Source organism: Micromonospora sp. CPM1 (assembly GCF_023896895.1).
GTDB classification, from domain to species: Bacteria; Actinomycetota; Actinomycetes; order Mycobacteriales; family Micromonosporaceae; genus Micromonospora; species Micromonospora tulbaghiae.
This window is the reverse complement of record NZ_JAMHIU010000035.1, coordinates 18429-35897: the sequence shown is the minus strand read 5'-3', so window position 1 is coordinate 35897 and position 17469 is coordinate 18429. Positions and strand designations below refer to the sequence as shown.

At 72.2% G+C, this 17469-nt stretch carries 18 protein-coding genes; 13 read left to right on the top strand and 5 right to left on the bottom strand.

Features of this window, described 5'->3' with window-relative positions; genetic code table 11:
- The coding region (locus M8C11_RS28100) for an ATP-binding protein (RefSeq protein WP_252454367.1) at positions 1-2459 on the top strand (2459 nt) is incomplete at its 5' end.
- Positions 2456-3013, top strand: a complete 558-nt coding sequence (locus M8C11_RS28095; protein ID WP_013473514.1) for a two-component system response regulator — start codon at positions 2456-2458, stop codon at positions 3011-3013. The genes M8C11_RS28100 and M8C11_RS28095, both read left to right, overlap by 4 nt.
- 4 nt (positions 3014-3017) lie before the next feature.
- On the opposite strand, the gene M8C11_RS28090 is transcribed toward M8C11_RS28095, so the two are convergent.
- On the bottom strand, positions 3018-3542 hold the full coding sequence (locus tag M8C11_RS28090) for a GbsR/MarR family transcriptional regulator (RefSeq protein WP_252454365.1): 525 nt from the start codon (positions 3540-3542) through the stop codon (positions 3018-3020).
- A 53-nt stretch (positions 3543-3595) separates the two neighbouring features.
- Between M8C11_RS28090 and M8C11_RS28085 the strand changes: the two genes are divergently transcribed.
- Both M8C11_RS28085 and M8C11_RS28080 read left to right on the top strand, forming a co-directional pair.
- Positions 3596-4540, top strand: a complete 945-nt coding sequence (locus M8C11_RS28085; RefSeq protein ID WP_252454363.1) for an ABC transporter ATP-binding protein — start codon at positions 3596-3598, stop codon at positions 4538-4540.
- Positions 4537-6129 carry an ABC transporter permease gene (locus M8C11_RS28080; protein ID WP_252454361.1) on the top strand — a complete coding sequence of 531 codons (1593 nt, stop codon included), beginning with the start codon at positions 4537-4539 and terminating at the stop codon, positions 6127-6129. The genes M8C11_RS28085 and M8C11_RS28080 overlap by 4 nt, the downstream gene beginning before the upstream one ends.
- 94 nt (positions 6130-6223) lie before the next feature.
- Here the strand turns inward: M8C11_RS28080 and M8C11_RS28075 are convergent, their stop codons facing one another.
- A complete protein-coding gene (locus tag M8C11_RS28075) occupies positions 6224-6556 on the bottom strand; it encodes an STAS domain-containing protein (RefSeq protein ID WP_013283540.1) in 333 nt (110 codons plus the stop codon).
- 145 nt (positions 6557-6701) lie between these two features.
- Between M8C11_RS28075 and hemL the strand changes: the two genes are divergently transcribed.
- From hemL to ccsB, 6 genes are read left to right on the top strand one after another with little or no spacing between them, the layout of a single operon-like run.
- The gene (gene hemL, locus M8C11_RS28070; protein ID WP_128137298.1) at positions 6702-8039 is read left to right on the top strand and encodes a glutamate-1-semialdehyde 2,1-aminomutase; all 1338 of its coding nucleotides are present in this window, start codon (positions 6702-6704) and stop codon (positions 8037-8039) included.
- A gap of 2 nt (positions 8040-8041) precedes the next feature.
- Positions 8042-8689 (top strand): histidine phosphatase family protein, encoded by a 648-nt coding sequence (locus M8C11_RS28065; RefSeq protein ID WP_116503393.1) that lies wholly within the window; start codon positions 8042-8044, stop codon positions 8687-8689.
- On the top strand, positions 8689-9264 hold the full coding sequence (locus M8C11_RS28060; RefSeq protein WP_135242847.1) for a TlpA disulfide reductase family protein: 576 nt from the start codon (positions 8689-8691) through the stop codon (positions 9262-9264). The genes M8C11_RS28065 and M8C11_RS28060 overlap by 1 nt, the downstream gene beginning before the upstream one ends.
- Positions 9264-10100 (top strand): cytochrome c biogenesis CcdA family protein, encoded by an 837-nt coding sequence (locus M8C11_RS28055; RefSeq protein WP_135242848.1) that lies wholly within the window; start codon positions 9264-9266, stop codon positions 10098-10100. Before M8C11_RS28060 ends, M8C11_RS28055 begins: the two co-directional genes overlap by 1 nt.
- Positions 10100-11716, top strand: coding sequence for a cytochrome c biogenesis protein ResB (locus M8C11_RS28050; RefSeq protein ID WP_252454359.1), 1617 nt, complete (start codon positions 10100-10102; stop codon positions 11714-11716). The genes M8C11_RS28055 and M8C11_RS28050 overlap by 1 nt, the downstream gene beginning before the upstream one ends.
- Complete coding sequence (ccsB, locus tag M8C11_RS28045; protein ID WP_135242850.1) at positions 11716-12690, top strand: c-type cytochrome biogenesis protein CcsB; 975 nt, start codon at positions 11716-11718, stop codon at positions 12688-12690. The genes M8C11_RS28050 and ccsB overlap by 1 nt, the downstream gene beginning before the upstream one ends.
- Here ccsB and M8C11_RS28040 read toward each other — a convergent pair.
- A complete protein-coding gene (locus tag M8C11_RS28040) occupies positions 12659-12883 on the bottom strand; it encodes a hypothetical protein (RefSeq protein WP_252454357.1) in 225 nt (74 codons plus the stop codon). The two genes, ccsB and M8C11_RS28040, sit on opposite strands and share 32 nt — an antisense overlap.
- A gap of 44 nt (positions 12884-12927) precedes the next feature.
- The gene (locus tag M8C11_RS28035; protein ID WP_135242852.1) at positions 12928-13398 is read right to left on the bottom strand and encodes a MarR family winged helix-turn-helix transcriptional regulator; all 471 of its coding nucleotides are present in this window, start codon (positions 13396-13398) and stop codon (positions 12928-12930) included.
- Between the two features lie 63 nt (positions 13399-13461).
- On the opposite strand from M8C11_RS28035, the gene M8C11_RS28030 reads away from it, so the two are divergent.
- The 3 genes from M8C11_RS28030 to mqnP are packed head-to-tail and all read left to right on the top strand — an operon-like array spanning position 13462 to position 16429.
- Positions 13462-14019, top strand: a complete 558-nt coding sequence (locus tag M8C11_RS28030) for a carboxymuconolactone decarboxylase family protein (RefSeq protein ID WP_252454355.1) — start codon at positions 13462-13464, stop codon at positions 14017-14019.
- 47 nt (positions 14020-14066) lie between these two features.
- Positions 14067-15524 (top strand): menaquinone biosynthesis decarboxylase, encoded by a 1458-nt coding sequence (locus M8C11_RS28025; RefSeq protein WP_030273542.1) that lies wholly within the window; start codon positions 14067-14069, stop codon positions 15522-15524.
- Positions 15524-16429 carry a menaquinone biosynthesis prenyltransferase MqnP gene (mqnP, locus tag M8C11_RS28020; protein ID WP_252454353.1) on the top strand — a complete coding sequence of 302 codons (906 nt, stop codon included), beginning with the start codon at positions 15524-15526 and terminating at the stop codon, positions 16427-16429. The genes M8C11_RS28025 and mqnP overlap by 1 nt, the downstream gene beginning before the upstream one ends.
- A gap of 28 nt (positions 16430-16457) precedes the next feature.
- On the opposite strand, the gene M8C11_RS28015 is transcribed toward mqnP, so the two are convergent.
- The gene (locus tag M8C11_RS28015) at positions 16458-17423 is read right to left on the bottom strand and encodes a terpene synthase (RefSeq protein WP_252454351.1); all 966 of its coding nucleotides are present in this window, start codon (positions 17421-17423) and stop codon (positions 16458-16460) included.
- Positions 17424-17469 lie beyond the last annotated feature (46 nt).

Sequence of the window (17469 nt, the reverse complement as noted above, 5' to 3'; positions counted from 1 at the left end):
GCAAGCTGGGTGGTCAGGCCCAGGTCAAGGGCGTCTCGGGTACGTGGCGTGACCTGACCGACAACGTGAACTCGATGGCGTCGAACCTGACCAGCCAGGTGCGGAACATCGCGTCGGTCACCACCGCCGTGGCGAACGGCGACCTGGGCCAGAAGATCACAGTCGACGCGCAGGGCGAGATCCTGGAGCTGAAGAACACAGTCAACACGATGGTGGACCAGCTCTCCTCGTTCGCCGACGAGGTCACGCGCGTGGCCCGTGAGGTGGGTACCGAGGGCAAGCTGGGTGGTCAGGCCCAGGTCAAGGGCGTCTCCGGCACGTGGCGCGACCTCACCGAGAACGTCAACCAGCTCGCCTCGACCCTGACCACGCAGTTGCGCGCCATCGCGCAGGTCTCCACGTCGGTGACCCGCGGCGACCTCACCCAGCGGATCAACGTGAAGGCGCAGGGCGAGGTCGCCGAGCTGAAGGACAACATCAACCAGATGATCGTCACCCTCCGGGAGACGACCAAGAAGAACGCCGAGCAGGGCTGGCTCGACTCGAACCTGGCCCGGATCGGCGGTCTGCTCCAGGGCCAGCGCGACCTGGGCGAGGTCTGCCGCATGATCATGCAGGAGGTGACCCCGCTGGTGGACGCGCAGCTCGGCGCGTTCTTCCTGGCGGACAGCTCCGAGGGCAGCATGCGGTTGCGGCTCACCGCCTCCTACGGGTACGTGGCACGCGGCCACGACGTCACGTTCGGCCCGGGTGAGGGGCTGGTGGGCCAGGCCGCCCTGTCGCGCCGGACGATCCGGGTCAAGGCGCAGCCGGACGGGCGCCTCGTCGTACGGTCCGGGCTGGCCGACACGCCCCCGGCCGACCTGGTGGTGCTGCCGGTCCAGTTCGAGGGCGAGCTGCTCGGCGTGATCGAGTTCGCCGGCGTGGCCACGTTCTCGGAGCTGCATCTGGCGTTCCTGGAGCGGCTGGTGCTCACCATCGGCGTCGCGGTCAACACCATCCAGGCCAACCGGCGTACGGAGGAGCTGCTGGCGCAGTCGCAGCGGCTGGCGCACGAGATGCAGGACCAGTCGGCCGAGTTGCAGCGCACCAACGCCGAGCTGGAGGACAAGGCGAAGCTCCTGTCCGAGCAGAAGGCCAACATCGAGACGCAGAACCGGGAGATCGAGCTGGCCCGCCTCGGCCTGGAGGAGAAGGCGCAGCAGCTCACCCGCGCGTCGGCGTACAAGTCGGAGTTCCTGGCGAACATGAGCCACGAGCTGCGTACGCCGCTGAACTCGCTGCTCCTGCTGGCGCGGCTGCTCGCCGAGAACCCGGAGCGCAACCTCAGCGCGAAGCAGATCGAGTTCGCCCGGACCATCCACGGCGCCGGGTCGGACCTGCTGTCGCTGATCGACGACATCCTCGACCTGTCCAAGATCGAGGCGGGCCGGATGGACGTGGAGCCCACCGAGATCCAGTTCGCCGAGATCCGCGGTTACGTGGAGCAGGCGTTCGCGCCGCAGGCCGAGGAGAAGGGCCTGGACTTCCAGGTACGGGTGAGCCAAGACCTGCCGCCCGCGCTGGTCACCGACGCCCAGCGGTTGCAGCAGATCCTGCGCAACCTGCTGTCCAACGCGGTGAAGTTCACCGACAACGGCGCCGTGACGCTGCGCATCGGCCCGGCGGCGGAGAACGCCGTCTTCGACGTGCCGGCGCTGACGAACGCGCAACGGGTGATCGCGTTCACCGTGATCGACACCGGCATCGGGATCTCCGACGACAAGCTGTCGCTGATCTTCGAGGCGTTCCAGCAGGCGGACGGCACCACCAGCCGGCGCTACGGCGGCACCGGCCTCGGGCTGTCCATCAGCCGTGACCTGGCCCGCCTGCTCGGTGGCACGATCACCGTCTCGTCCGCGCCCGGTCAGGGTTCGACGTTCACTCTCTTCGTACCCGATGTGCTGGCGCCGGACGCGGTGGTGGCGCCGGCGCCACCGTCGCCGAGCCGCGCGGGCCTGCCGTCTTCGCTGCTCATGCCGATGGAGCTGCCGCAGCCGCAGGAGACGCCCGCGACCCGGCGCCTGGACGGCGTGACCGTGCTGATCATCGACGACGACGTGCGGAACGTGTTCGCGCTGACGTCCGCGTTGGAACTGCACGGGATGACCGTGTTGTACTCGGACAACGGGGCGGACGGCGTCCGCCAGCTCGCCGAGCACCCGGAGGTGGACATCGTCCTGATGGACGCCATGATGCCGGACCAGGACGGGTACGAGACGACCGCGCAGATCCGCCGCAACCACCGGTTCGCGGACCTGCCGGTCGTGTTCCTGACCGCGAAGGCGATGCCCGGTGACCGGGAGTCGGCGCTCGGCGCCGGCGGCAGCGACTACATCACCAAGCCGGTGGACCTGGACGAGCTGATCGAACTGATGGCGTCCTGGATCGGCCGGAGCCGAGGCGAGGAGAACGCGTGACGCAGACGGCCAAGGCCCTGCTGGTGGACGACCGGCGGGAGAACCTGATGGCGCTGGAGGCGATCCTCCAGGGTCTCCCGGTGCAGTCGGTCGCGGTGGAGAGCGGCGAGGCGGCGCTCAAACAGCTCCTGGTGGACGACTTCGCGGTGATCCTGCTGGACGCCCAGATGCCGGACATGGACGGCTTCGAGACGGCCACCCACATCAAGCGGCGTGAGCGCACCCGGCACGTACCGATCATCTTCCTGACCGCCGCGGACAAGGACGCGCAGCTCGCGCTGCGCGGCTACGCGGCCGGCGCGGTCGACTACCTGACCAAGCCGTTCGACCCGTGGGTGCTGCGGGCGAAGGTGACCGTCTTCGTCGACCTGTGGGTGAAGACGCGGCAGCTCGCCGCCCAGTCGGACCTGGTGCGGGAGCGGGATCTCCAGTGGCGGCACCTGACCGACGCGGTGGACGAGGCGACAGCGCTGCTGCGCGCCGACGACGACCCGTCGGCCCGGGACCGCGCGGTGGAGCTGCTGGAGCAGGCGCGCTGGGGCAACACCCGCTGACGGTTCAGCCGCCGGCCGGGCCGCCGTGCCCGGTCGCGGCCCGCCGGGCCCGCCAGCGGTCGCCGAGCGACTCCAGTTCCTCCTGTACGAAGAGGAAGAAGTCGCGCATCTCGGCGACCCGTTCACCGGCCGGGGTGCTCCGCCCGTGCAGCGCGTCGACCCCGCCGGCGGCGATGTCGATGAAGTTCTTGTAGAGCGTGGTCTTGGTGATGGTCGCCTCGTACCACGGGTTTTCGGGCATCCGGTAGCGGTCGCGCCGGGAGCCCTTGACCGGCTCGCGGACCAGCATGGCGAACTGGGTCAGGTAGCGCACCGCGCCGCTGACGGCCGCCGCGCTGACGCCGAGCCGTTCGGCGATCTCGCCCGCGGTGAGCGGGTCGTCGGCGCTCATCACGGTGAACAGGACCCGGGCGGCCATCCGGGGGAAGCCCACGTCGGCGAAGGCCATCGCCATCCGCTCGACGAAGAGGTGGACCTCTTCCTCGTCGTGGTGCGGCGGCACGTTCATGGTCGGCTCCTCGACACTCACCCCGTGATCGTACAGTCTTCACAAGTTTGTGAAACGAGCGTAGCTTCTGAAGCATGGAAACGGCAATCGATGTGTCCGGCCTGGTGAAGACCTTCGGCCGCACCCGGGCCCTCGACGGGCTCGACCTGACCGTCCGCACCGGAGAGGTGCACGGCTTCCTGGGCCCGAACGGCTCCGGCAAGTCGACCACCATCCGGGTGCTGCTCGGCCTGCTGCGGGCGGACGCGGGGGCCGTCCGGCTGCTGGGCGGCGACCCCTGGCGGGACGCGGTGGCACTGCACCGCCGCCTCGCGTACGTGCCCGGCGACGTCACGCTCTGGCCCGGCCTCAGCGGCGGCGAGGTGATCGACCTGCTCGGCCGGCTGCGCGGCGGGCTCGACCCGAGACGCCGTGCCGAGCTGCTGGAGTCGTTCGAGCTGGACCCGCGCAAGAAGGGCCGCACCTACTCCAAGGGCAACCGGCAGAAGGTCGGCCTGGTCGCCGCGCTCGCCTCCGACGTCGAGCTGCTCATCCTCGACGAGCCCACCTCCGGGCTCGACCCGCTGATGGAGGAGGTCTTCCAGCACTGGGTCCGCCGGGCCCGGCAGGACGGGCGCACGGTGCTGCTCTCCAGCCACATCCTGGCCGAGGTGGAGGCGCTCTGCGACCGGGTGACGATCATCCGGGCCGGCCGGACCGTGGAGTCCGGCACGCTCGGCGACCTGCGCCACCTGCACCGCACCGCGATCGACGCCGAGGTCGCCGCGCCGCTGGACGGCCTGGCCGACCTGCCCGGCGTGCACGACCTGCGGGTGGACGGGCAGCGGGTCCGCTTCGACGTGGACACCGCGTCGCTCGACGCCGCGCTGCGCCGGCTCACCGAGTTGGGGGTACGCAGCCTGGTCAGCACGCCGCCCACGCTGGAGGAACTGTTCCTGCGGCACTACGAGACGGCGCCCTCCTCCGGCGTGGCGCCCTCCTCCGACGTGGCGCCCTCCGAGACGGCGGACCGGTCATGAGTGCGCTCACCGGCACCCGTCACCTGGTCCGGCTGATCCTGCGCCGGGACCGCCTCCTGCTGCCGCTGTGGGTGCTGATCCTCGCGGTGCTGCCGATGACGTACGCGGCCAGCTACTTCGAACTGTTCCCGACCGCCGCCGAGCGGGCCGCGTACCTGGAGGGCACCGCCCGCAACCCGTCGATCGTCGCGCTGCTCGGCCCGGCGTACGGCGACAGCGTCGGCGGGCTGACCGCCCAGCGCAGCGGCTTCCTGCTGCTCATCGTCGCGCTGGCGAGCCTGCTCACGGTCATCCGGCACACCCGCACCGAGGAGGAGGCCGGGCGGCGGGAACTGCTCGGCGGGAGCGTGCTCGGGCGGCACGCCGGGCTGACCGCCGCGCTGCTCGTCACGTACGCGGCCGGGCTGGTGCTCGGGTTGCTCACCGCCGCCGGCTTGGTCTCGACCGGGCTGCCGGTGGGCGGGTCGGTCGCGTACGGGCTGGTCACCGTGCTGACCGGCGTGGTCTTCGCGACGCTCGGCGGGCTGGCCGCCCAGCTCACCGAGACCGCCGGCGGGGCGCGGGGCATCGGCCTCGCCGGTCTCGGCGCCGCGTTCGGGCTGCGCCTGGCCGGGGACACCGCCGGCAACGACTGGCCGAGCTGGCTGTCCCCGCTGGGCTGGGCCGCCCGCGTCCGGCCGTACGAGGGGGAGCGGTGGTGGGTGCTGCTGCTGCCGATCGCCGCCACGGTGCTGCTCGCCGCGCTCGCGTACCCGATCTCGGTCCGCCGCGACCTGGGCGCGGGCGTGCTGCCGCCCCGGCTCGGCCCGGCCACTGCGGGCGGCGCCCTGTCCGGTCCGTTCGGGCTGGCCTGGCGGCTGCACCGGGGGCAGATCCTCTGGTGGTCGGTCGGGTTCGGCCTGCTCGGGCTGATCCTCGGTGGTGCGGCCGAGGCGGCCGGCCGGTCCGTCGAGGGGAGCCCGCGGATGGAGGAGATCGTGGCCCGGCTCGGCGGGGCGTCCGGGATGGCCGACGCGTACCTGGGGGTCACGCTGAGCCTGGCCGGGCTGGCCGCGGCCGGGTACGGCATCCAGGCCGCGCTACGGATGCGCGCCGAGGAGTCCGCCGGGCACGCGGAGCCGGTGCTCGCCACCGGGACGCGGCGCTCGACCTGGCTGCTGTCGCACGTGGCGTTCGCGCTGCTCGGCCCGGTGGTGGTGCTCGCGGTGACCGGGCTGACGACCGGCCTGACGTACGGGCTGAGCACCGGTGACGTGCCCCGGCAACTGGGCCGGATGTTCGCCGCCGGCCTGGCCCAGGTGCCGGCCGCGTGGGTGCTGGCCGGGCTCGCCGTGCTGCTCTACGGCCTGCTGCCCCGGCTCGCGTCCGCCGCGTGGGTGGTGCTGGCGGTCTGCGTGCTGCTCGGGCAGCTCGGCGCCGTGCTGGAGCTGGACCAGTGGCTGCTGGACGTGTCCCCGTTCACGCACACCCCGCAGGTGCTGCGCGACGCCTGGACCCCCACCCCGCTCTACGTGCTGACGGCCCTGGCGGTGACCCTGGCCACAGCCGGCCTGCTGACGTTCCGCCGCCGCGATCTCCCCGTCCTCTAGCGGCGTTGATCTTGCACTTGTGGCCCCGGCGAAAGGGGTGAATCACCCCGGTCGAGGGCCGCAAGTGCAAGATCGCGGGGGAGGGGTCCGGAGGTCAGGGGGTGGCTTCGTTGCGGATCATCAGGGCGCTGCGGAGGCCGGTGATGTCCAGGACGCGGATCAGGAAGTCACCGACGTTGGTGAGCATCAGCAGGCACTGGGTGTGACTGGCCTTGCGGCTGAGCACCACGAGCGTGCCGAGGCCCTGCGAGTCGCAGAACGTGACCCCGGCCAGGTCGAGCACGATGCGCGGGGGCGGATCCGCCAGCACCTCGTTGACCACCGTCGAGAGCTGGGCGGCCGTGAGCATGTCGATCTCACCGGCCAGGCGAAGCACGGCTTCGTCACCCGTCCGGTGTACGGTGATGGACAGTTCGGCACGATCCACCCGGTCAGCCTATCGCGATCTCGACCGACGGGCCTGTCGAGCGGATCGCCGTCGGCCGTCGCGCCGCTCAGGCGGGTGAGCCTGGTTACGCCCGTCGCGGGGTGCCTGCCAGGCAGCACTCCGGCGCTGACACAATGGCCCCATCGTGACCGAGACCTTTTCCGCCGGATCCGGCCGCTACCCGGCCGACGCTCCGGCCTCCGAGGCCCTGTTCGACCGCGCCAAGGCCGTCGTGCCCGGCGGGGTCAACTCTCCCGTGCGCGCGTTCCGTGCCGTCGGCGGCACCCCGCGCTTCATGGTCCGGGGGGAGGGTCCGTGGCTCTTCGACGCCGACGGTCGTCGCTACGTCGACCTGGTCTGCTCCTGGGGCCCGCTGATCCTCGGCCACGCGCACCCGGCGGTGGTGGAGGCGCTGCGTGAGGCGGCGGCGCTCGGCACCAGCTTCGGTACGCCGACGCCGGGTGAGGTCGACCTGGCCGAGGAGATCATCGCGCGGACGCCGGTGGAGCAGGTCCGCCTGGTCAACTCCGGCACCGAGGCGACCATGTCGGCGATCCGGCTGGCCCGCGGCTTCACCGGCCGCTCCAAGATCATCAAGTTCTCCGGCTGCTACCACGGCCACTCGGACGCGCTGCTCGCCGCCGCCGGCTCCGGCGTGGCCACGTTCGGCCTGCCCGACTCGCCCGGCGTGACCGGCGCGGCGGCCGGCGACACGATCGTGCTGCCGTACAACGACCTCCGCGCGGTCGAGGAGGCGTTCGCCGCCGAGGGGCAGCACATCGCCGCGATCATCACCGAGGCCGCCGCCGGCAACATGGGCGTGATCGCGCCCCGCGACGGCTTCAACTCCGAGCTGGCCCGGATCGCCCACGCGAACGGCGCGCTGCTCATCGTCGACGAGGTGATGACCGGGTTCCGGGTGTCCCGCGCCGGATGGCACGGCCTCGACCCCTCGGACGCGGACCTGTGGACGTACGGGAAGGTCATGGGTGGCGGCCTGCCCGCCGCGGCGTTCGGCGGGCGCGCGGAGATCATGGCGAAGCTCGCCCCGGCCGGCCCGGTCTACCAGGCCGGCACGCTCTCCGGTAACCCGCTGGCCTGCGCGGCCGGGCTGGCCACGCTGCGGCTGGCCGACGACGCGCTCTACCGGCGGCTCGACGAGACCGCCGCCGCGCTGGGCAAGCTCACCACCGAGGCGCTGTCCGCGGCCGGCGTGCCGCACCGCCTCTCCACCGCGGGCAACATGTTCTCGGTCTTCTTCACCGACGCGGACGTGCACGACTACGACAGCGCCCGCACCCAGGTGGTGCCGGCGTTCAAGGCGTTCTTCCACGCGATGCTCGCCGCCGGCGTCTACCTGCCGCCGAGCGCGTTCGAGTCGTGGTTCGTCTCGACCGCGATCGACGACGCGGCGTGGGAGCAGATCGCCGCCGCCCTTCCGGTGGCGGCGCGGGCGGCGGCAGCGGCGGGAAGCGGGGGGTAACTATGGCGGAGACCGTGGTGCACGTGCTGCGGCACGGCGAGGTGTACAACCCGGACGGCATCCTCTACGGCCGCCTGCCCGGGTTCCGCCTCTCCGAGCTGGGCGTGCAGATGGCCAAGGCGGCGGCGCAGGCGCTCGCCGACCGGACCGTCGTGCACGTGGTGGCCAGCCCGCTGGAGCGCGCCCAGCAGACCGCCGAGCCGATCGCGGCGCAGTTCGGCCTCTCCGTCGGCGTCGACGAGCGGCTGATCGAGAGCGCGAACTGGTTCGAGGGCAAGAAGGTCTCGCCGGGTGACGGATCGTTCCGCGACCCGCGCAACTGGTGGGTGCTGCGCGACCCGGTGACCCCGTCCTGGGGTGAGGCGTACCGGGCCATCGCCGAGCGCATGTTCGCCGCGCTGCACGCCGCCCGGGTCGCCGCCGAGGGGCGGGAGGCGGTGCTCGTGTCGCACCAGCTCCCGATCTGGACGCTGCGCCGGCACGTCGAGCGCAAGCGCCTCTGGCACGACCCGCGCCGCCGCCAGTGCGGCCTGGCCAGCCTCACCTCGTTCCACTTCGACGGCGCCAAGATCGTCGGCATCGGGTACTCCGAGCCGGCGGCCCACCTCGTGTCGATCTCGCCGACCGCCCGGACGGCCAAGGGGGCCTGATGCTCACCCGGAGGCTCGCCGCCGCCCTGCTCGCCGCCGTGACCGCCGGTACGGCGCTGGTCGGCTGCTCCTCCGGCAGCCAGGAGAGCCGGTGCGCGGCCGACGGCTCCACCGTCACCTGCGCCCCCGACCAGCGGTCCAAGACGCCGAAGGTGAGCGGTGAGCTGCTCACCGGCGGCAGCTACGACATCTCCCGCGACCGCGGGCAGGTCGTCGTGGTCAACTTCTGGGGTTCCTGGTGCGCGCCCTGCCGCGCCGAGGCGGACGACCTGGAGGCCACCTACCAGGCCACCAAGGGCTCCGGCGTGACGTTCCTCGGCATCAACGTGCAGGACAGCAAGGACAAGGCGATCGCCTTCGAGGAGGGCCGGGTCACGTACCCGAGCATCTTCGACCCGGCCAGCCGGCAGGCGCTGAACTTCGACATCCCGCCGAACACCACCCCGGCCACCGTCGTGCTCGACCGCGAGGGCCGGATCGCCGTGGTGATCCGCCGGGCCGTCACCCGGGACGAGCTGCGGCCGATCGTCGAGGACATCGCCGGCGAGTCGCCGCCGCCGAACGGCTCCCGCTGATGGGCGAGACGTTCCGCCAGCTCGCCGAGTCCGGCCCGCTGCTGCTCGCGGTCGGCGCGGCCGCCCTGGCCGGACTGGTCAGCTTCCTGTCGCCGTGCGTGCTCCCGCTGATGCCCGGCTACCTGTCGTACGTGACCGGCCTGGCCGGCACCGACCTGGAGGGCCGCCGCCCGGCCCCGCCGCAGTCGCCGGACCCACCGTCGACCGGGGGCGGCGTCGCCGTGGCGGAACGGACGCAGGCCCGGACCACCGCCGCCGTCAAGGGCCGGGTGCTCGCCGGCACGCTGCTGTTCATCGCGGGCTTCACCGTCGTGTTCGTCGCCACCGCGATCCTCTTCTCCGGCGTCGGCAAGCTCTTCTTCCGGTACGAGCGCACGCTGGAGATCGTCATCGGCGCGCTCGTGGTGGTGCTCGGCCTCGGCTACCTCGGGGTGATCCCCGGCATGCAGCGGGAGTTCCGCATCCGCTGGCTGCCCTCCGCCGGGCTGCTCGGAGCACCGGTGCTCGGCGCGGTCTTCGCGCTGAGCTGGCTGCCCTGCACCGGCCCGACGCTCGGCGCGGTGCTCGGCATGGCGGCCACCGAGGGCGGGACCGACCGGGCCGTGGTGCTCGCCGTGGCGTACTGCCTCGGGTTGGGGATACCGTTCGTCGTCTTCGGGCTGGGCTTCCAGCGCCTGCTCGGGGTGTTCCGCGCCGTCCGGCGCAACAGCCGGTGGGTCACCCGGATCGGCGGCGCGCTGCTGATCGCGATCGGCCTGGCGCTGATCACCGGCGGCTGGGTGAACGTGGTGATCTGGTTGCAGACGAACGTGGGCGTGGGCGAGGTGAGCATCTGATGACGACCGTCGACGACCGGCCGTCGCCCCCCGCGCAGGCGCCCCGGCGGCGGGTCAACCCGGTGCTGGCCCTGCTGCGCAACTCGTGGCGGCAGCTCACCAGCATGCGTACCGCGCTGATCCTGCTGTTCCTGCTCGCCATCGCGGCCATCCCCGGCTCGGTGCTGCCCCAGCGCGGCGTCAACCCGGAACGCGTCAACCAGTGGTTCGTCGACCACCCCGACCTCGCGCCCCGGCTGAACCAGATCGGCGCGTTCGAGGTCTTCGGCTCGGTCTGGTTCTCCGCGATCTACCTGCTGCTGTTCACCTCGCTGATCGGCTGCATCCTGCCCCGCGCCCGCGACCACGTCCGCGCGCTGCGGATGAGGCCACCGGCCGCGCCGAAGCGGTTCGACCGGCTGCCGCAGCACGCGGTGCTGGAGGCCCCGGCCGCCGCCGACCCCGAGGCGATCGCGGCGGTGCTGCGCCGCCGCCGGTGGCGGGTCACCGTGCGCGGCAACGAGGTCTCCGCCGAGAAGGGCTACCTCAAGGAGACCGGCAACCTGCTCTTCCACGTGTCGCTGGTCGCCGTCCTGCTCGGGGTGGCGCTCGGTTCCTGGTACGGATGGCACGGCAACCGCATCCTGGTGGCCGGCGAGGACAACGCGTTCTGCAACACCCGCCAGCAGTACGCCGAGGCGTCGCTCGGCCCGCGCGTGGACAGCTCCGACCTGCCGCCGTTCTGCCTGACGCTGGAGAAGTTCGAGGCCGACTACCTGCCGTCCGGGCTGGCCTCCCGCTACTGGGCCACGGTGACAGTGGACGAGCCGGGCGGCACGGAACGGACCGCCGGGTTCTCGGTCAACTCGCCGCTGCGGCTCGGCTCGGCGAACGTCTACCTGCTCGGCAACGGCTACGCGCCGCTGCTGAAGTACACCGACAAGTACGGCCGCAGCCAGACCAGCGAGGCGCCGTTCCTGCGTACCGGGGACTCCAACGCGACCGAGGAGGGCGTGGCGATCTTCCCGGACGCCAACGTCGACCCGAAGACCGGCGCGCGGGCCCCGGACCAGCAGATCGCCTTCGACGGGCTCTATCTGCCGACCGCGCCGGAGAGCGCGCCGTACGTCTCGTCGCAGTACCCGGCCGAGCGGAACCCGGCGGTGAACCTGACCGCGTACCGGGGCAACCTCGGGCTGGACGCCGGCATCCCCGGCTCGGTCTACGCGCTGGACCGGCGGCAGATCGACGACGGCAAGCTCAAGGAGATCGGCACCAAGCTGCTGCGGCCGGGCGAGAAGTGGACCCTGGACGACGGCAGCACGCTGGAGTTCGTCGGCACCAAGCCGTACATCACGCTCGCGGTCCGGCACGCGCCCGGGCAGACGTTGCTGCTGGTGGCGAGCGGCACGCTGCTGCTGGGCCTGATGGGCTCGCTGTTCGCCCGGCGGCGCCGGGTCTGGTTCCGGGTTTCGCCCCCCGAGGGCGGATCTCCGACGAGCGGTAGTAGTTTGGTGGAGGCCGGTGGGCTGCCGCGCACCGAGCACCCTGGGTTCGCCGACGAGTTCGCGCAGCTCGTCGCCGCGGTGAGCGGCGACGCGCCGGACGCGCGGCGGGCGCGAGAAGGAGACGACTGATGTCCGCACTCTCCGACCAGCTGGTCGCGTTCGCGATCCTGGCGTACCTGATCGCGATGATCAGCCATGCGGTGGAGTTCGCGCTGGGCAACGCGCGGAAGGTGTCCGCGGCTGCGCCGGCGCGGGAGCTGGTCGGCGCGGGCGTCGGCGGAGGCGGCGGCACGATCGACGAGCCGGCCGTCGCGGCGACGCCGCCGCGCCCGGACCGCACCGGCGCGCGGGCCGTGCTGGCCGGCCGGATCGCCGCCTGGCTCACCGTGCTGGCAGCCGCCGTGCACCTGGGTGCCGTGGTCACCCGGGGCCTCGCCGCCGACCGGATGCCCTGGGGCAACATGTACGAGTTCGTGCTGACCGGCACCTGGATCGGTGTGGCGGCCTGGCTCGTGGTGCTCTGGAAGCAGCCGTGGCTGCGCCGGCTCGGGCTGTTCCTGACGCTGGTCATGGTGCTGCTGCTGGCCTTCGCCGAGTTGAAGCTCTACGTGCCGATCGAGCCGCTGATGCCGGCGCTCCAGTCGTGGTGGTTCATCATCCACGTCTCGACGATCATCTTCGCCTCGGGCATCTTCCTGCTGGGCGTGGTGCCCGCCGCCGCGTACCTGATGCGGTCCGGCTGGGAGCAGGGGCGGCGCAGCTTCCCGTACACCCTGGCCCGCCGCCTCCCGGAGGCGGCCGGGCTGGAGCGGCTGACCTTCATGCTGCACGCCTTCTCGTTCCCGATCTTCACCTTCGCGGTGATCGCGGGTGCGATCTGGGCCGAGGCGGCCTGGGGTCGTGCCTGGGGCTGGGACCCGAAGGAGACCTGGGCGTTCATCTCCTGGGTGGTGTACGCGGGCTACCTGCACGCCCGGGCCACGCCGAGCGTGAAGCGCAACGTGGCCACCTGGATCTCCATCGTGGGCTTCCTGACCGTGATGATGAACCTGTTCGGCGTGAACTTCTTCTTCACCGGTCTGCACTCGTACGCCGGGGTGTAGTGGTCGGGCGCGCGGTCAGCACCTCGTCCACCCGGCGCGTGATCTGGTAGGCAACCTCGGGCAGGTCGGCCAGTTCGAGGCGGTCCGCCCGGAGCGCGAACTGGGCGTGCAGCTCGCGGGCCACCGCGTCGCGGATCTCGGCCTGGAGCGGGCTGAGGCCGTCGGGGTCACCCACCACGTATGCGTCATCCATCCGCCGATGATGAACCGCCGCCGGCGGAGCTGTCAGTGACGAATTCATCCGCCGAACCAGCCGGGGACGTCGAGGCGGAACACGTCGGCGGGGACCATCCGGCGCAGGTCGTCCTCGATGGCGGCGACCCGGTCCGCGCCGAGCGTGGCCGCCCAGCGGTCGCGTAGTTCGTCGAAGACGACCGCCGAGCGGTGCAGCCCGTCGCGGCCCTTCGCGGTCATCCGGACCAGTTTGCGGCGGGCGTCGGCGGGGTCGTCCACGCGGTCCAGGTAGCCGAGCGCGACCAGCCGGTCCACCGTCTTGCCCGCTGCCTGCTTGGAGACGCCGAGGCGTTGCCCGAGGTCGGAGGCGGTGGTGCCGGCCGGGCCGACGGCTTGGAGGACGAAGCCGTGGGCGGGGCGCAGCTCGGGGTGCCCCTGGCGGGCCAGTTCGGCGTGCAGGTCGTCGATCAGCGCACGGAAGCCGGCGAGCAGGAGCAGCGGCAGCGCGAAGCCGGGGCGGTCAGGCGTTGCCATGTTCGACAACCACGTTTACTATTTCGTCAACCACGTTGACTATCTTACGAGAGGGGCCCTGTCATGTCCCGCTTCACCACGTACGAGCCGGAGACCGCGCCCGCCGCCGCCCGCCCGGTCATGGCCGGGGTACGCCGCTCGCTCGGCCACCTGCCCGCCGCCGTCGGCCTGATGGCCGGCTCGCCCGAACTGCTCAAGGGCTTCCTCGCCGCCAACGCCGCGTTCGAGGCCACCGACCTCGACCCGGTTGCCCGCGAGGTGGTCGTGCTGACGGTCGCCACCCGCAACGGCTGCCACCTCTGCGTGGCCATGCACACCGCGGCGCTCGTCCGGCACGCCGCCGCGCCCGAGTTGATCGAGGCGCTGCGTGCCGGTACGACGCTGCCCGACCCCCGGCTGGAGGCGCTGCGCCGCTTCACCGTCGCCGTCCTCGACCACCGGGGCGCGGTCCCCGACGCCGACCTGGACGCCCTGCTCGCCGCCGGATGGCAGCCCCGGCACGCGCTGGACGTGGTGCTCGGCGTCGGCACGTACACGATCTCCACGTTCGCCAACCGGCTCACCGAGGCGCCGCTCGACGAGCCGCTGGCCGCGTACGCCTGGACGCCCGCCCCCTGTTGACCGGGGGCGCGCCCGGTCCGAGGAAGGGGGTACGGGAGGATGGGGGCATGGCGGCTCGCTTCCCGTACACCGATCTGAAGGACTTCCTCGCGGCGCTGGAGCGTGCGGGCGAGCTGCGGCGGGTGAGCGCGCCGGTCGACCCCACGCTGGAGATCAGCGAGATCGTCACCCGCACCGTCCGGGCCGGCGGGCCCGCGCTGCTGTTCGAGCGCCCCACCCGGGGTGAGATGCCGGTGGCGATCAACCTGTTCGGCACCGAGAAGCGGATGGCGATGGCGCTCGGGGTGGAGCACCTCGACGAGATCGGCGAGCGGATCGGCGACATGCTCAAGCCGGAGCTGCCGCAGGGCTTCTCCGGGATGATGGGCGGCCTGGGCAAGGTCATGCAGCTCAAGTCGATGCCGCCGAAGAAGGTCAAGACCGCCCCCTGCCAGCAGGTGGTCTACCGGGGCGACGACGTCGACCTGAACCGGCTGCCCGGCCTGCAGGTGTGGCCCGGTGACGGCGGGATCTTCCACAACTTCGGGCTGACCCACACCAAGCACCCGGAGACCGGCAAGCGCAACCTCGGGCTCTACCGGCTCCAGCAGCACAGCCACAACACGATCGGCATGCACTGGCAGATCCACAAGAACTCCACCGCGCACCACGCGGTCGCCGAGCGGCTCGGCCAGCGGCTGCCGGTGGCGATCGCGATCGGCGCGGACCCGGTGGTGGCGTACTCGGCCAGCGCGCCGCTGCCGGCCGACATCGACGAGTACCTGTTCGCCGGGTTCCTCGCCGGTGAGCGGGTCGAGATGGTGGACTGCCTGACCGTCCCGTTGCAGGTGCCGGCGCACGCGCAGATCGTGCTGGAGGGCTACATCGAGCCGGGCGAGCGCCTGCCCGAGGGGCCGTTCGGCGACCACACCGGCTTCTACACGCCGGTCGAGCCGTTCCCGGTGATGCACATCGAGTGCATGACCATGCAGCGCGACCCGGTCTACCACTCGATCGTCACGTCCCAGCCGCCGCAGGAGGACCACGGCCTCGGCAAGGCCACCGAGCGGATCTTCGCGCCGCTGCTGCGCTTCCTCATCCCGGACATCGTCGACTACGACCTGCCCGCCGCCGGTGTCTTCCACAACTGCGCGATCGTGTCGATCCGCAAGCGCTACCCGAAGCACGCGCAGAAGGTCATGAACGCGATCTGGGGCGCGCACATGATGTCGCTGACCAAGCTGATCGTGATCGTGGACGAGGACTGCGACGTGCACGACTACAACGAGGTCGCGTTCCGCGCCTTCGGCAACGTCGACTACGCCCGCGACCTGATGGTCACCGAAGGCCCGGTGGACCACCTCGACCACGCCTCGTACCAGCAGTTCTGGGGTGGCAAGGCGGGCATCGACGCGACCCGCAAGCTGCCCGAGGAGGGCTACAGCCGGGGCTGGCCGGAGGAGATGCGCATGTCGCCCGAGGTCGTCTCGCTCGTCGACAAGCGCTGGAAGGAATACGGGATCTGATGACGGCGGCAGTCCAGGAACGGCCCGGCCGGGTCTCGTCCTTCCTCAAGCTCGTCGCCATCGAGCACTCGGTCTTCGCGCTGCCGTTCGCGTACCTGTCGGCGCTGACCGCCATGCAGCTCGACGGCGGCCGGGTGCGCTGGCTCGACCTGCTGCTGATCACCGTGGCGATGGTCGGCGCGCGGACGTTCGCCATGGCCGCGAACCGGATCCTCGACCGGCGGATCGACGCGCGGAACCCGCGTACCGCGAACCGGGAACTTGTCACCGGCGCGGTGAGCGTGCGGACGGCCTGGACCGGCGCGGCCGTCGCGCTCGTGGTGTTCCTGGCCGCCGCCGCCCTGCTCAACCCGCTCTGCCTGGTGCTCGCGCCGCTCGCCGTGGTGCCGCTCGTGGTCTACCCGTACGGCAAGCGGTTCACGAACTGGCCGCACGCCATCCTCGGGGTGGCCCAGGCGGTCGGCCCGGTCGGCGCCTGGCTGGCGGTCACCGGCACGCTCGACGGCTCCGGCCCGGCCTGGCTGCTGGGCGCCGCGGTCGGCCTCTGGATCGGCGGCTTCGACCTGATCTACGCCTGCCAGGACGCCGACGTGGACCGCGAGATCGGCGTGCACAGCGTCCCCGCCCGGTACGGGCTGCGCTTCGCGCTGCACGCCTCCACGGTCGCGCACGTGGTGACGTTCGCGCTGTTCATCTGGTTCGGTGCCTGGGTCGGCTTCGGCTGGCTGTGGTGGATCGGGCTGGCGCTGACCGCTGTCGCCTTCGCCTACCAGCACATGGTGGTCAGCCCCACCGACCTGAGCAAGGTCAACCGGGCGTTCTTCACCGCCAACGGGTTCGTCGGCATCGCGTTGTTCGTCCTCGCGCTGCTCGACCTGGTGATCCGGCTCGGCCTGCGGCCGTAACGGCGACGACCGGGCCGCCGCACCCCGGTCAGGACGCCGCGGCGACCGGGTAGCGGGCGCTCTCCAGCGTCCAGTCGACGGTGCCGCGCACGGCGGCGGCCAGGCCGTCGAGGTGGATGGCGACCGCGTCGTCGAGCGTCGGACCGAACGACGGCGCCGCCGCCAGGAGCGCCGCGAACCGGTCCATCTCGGCACGCCAGTGCGCGGCGACCAGGTCGACCGCGGCCGGCACCGGCACGCCCCGCTCGGCGGCCGTCGCCAGCACCAGGTTGTGCCCGCCGCCGGTGGCCCGGTCGCGCTCCAGCGAGGCGATGTCGTTGAACCAGGACAGCAGGTCGTTGGCGAGGCCGGCGAGCCGCCGCAGCGCCGGATGGTGGTAGACCGCGTCGGGCAGCGGACGCCCGGACGCGAACTCGATCAGCGGGTACGACACGTACGCCGCCGACGTGGCCCGGCGCAGCCGCACGTACTCGGCGACGCCCGGTGGGCGGCCGGACGTGGTGGCGGTGGCCTCCCGGTACACCCCGTCGAGGTGGTCGGCGACCGCGTCGGCGAAACGCAGCCGCCACCGGGCCGGCATCCGGCGGCGCGGCTCCCGCCACGCCTGCACCAGCAGACGGCGCAGCGGGCCGGAGAAGCCCGGATGGCGGGCGCGCGGGCCCTCGCGCAGCAACGCGAGCGCACCGTCACGCAGCGCCCGGATCTGCGGCGGGGTCAGCCCGTCCCGCCCGTCGCAGGCGTCGTCGACGAGGAAGAACCAGGTGAACAACGCGGTCAGCACCCGCAGGTCGGGCTCGGTGGCGTCCGGGTAGAGCCGGCCGGCGTACCGGGCGAAGCCGGCCCGCGCCAGCCGTCGGCGGGTGGCCGGGTCAGCCGGCAGGCCGAGCCGGTCGACGAGTTCCACCAGCCAGCCCTGCACGTCGTCGGCGTACGGGGAGAGGCGGGGCGGGATCGGGCAGTCGGAGCGGAGCGCCCGCAGCACCGCCGCCGTCATCACCGGCCCCTCCGTGGAAATGGATCGCCGGTCGAAGAATTTCATG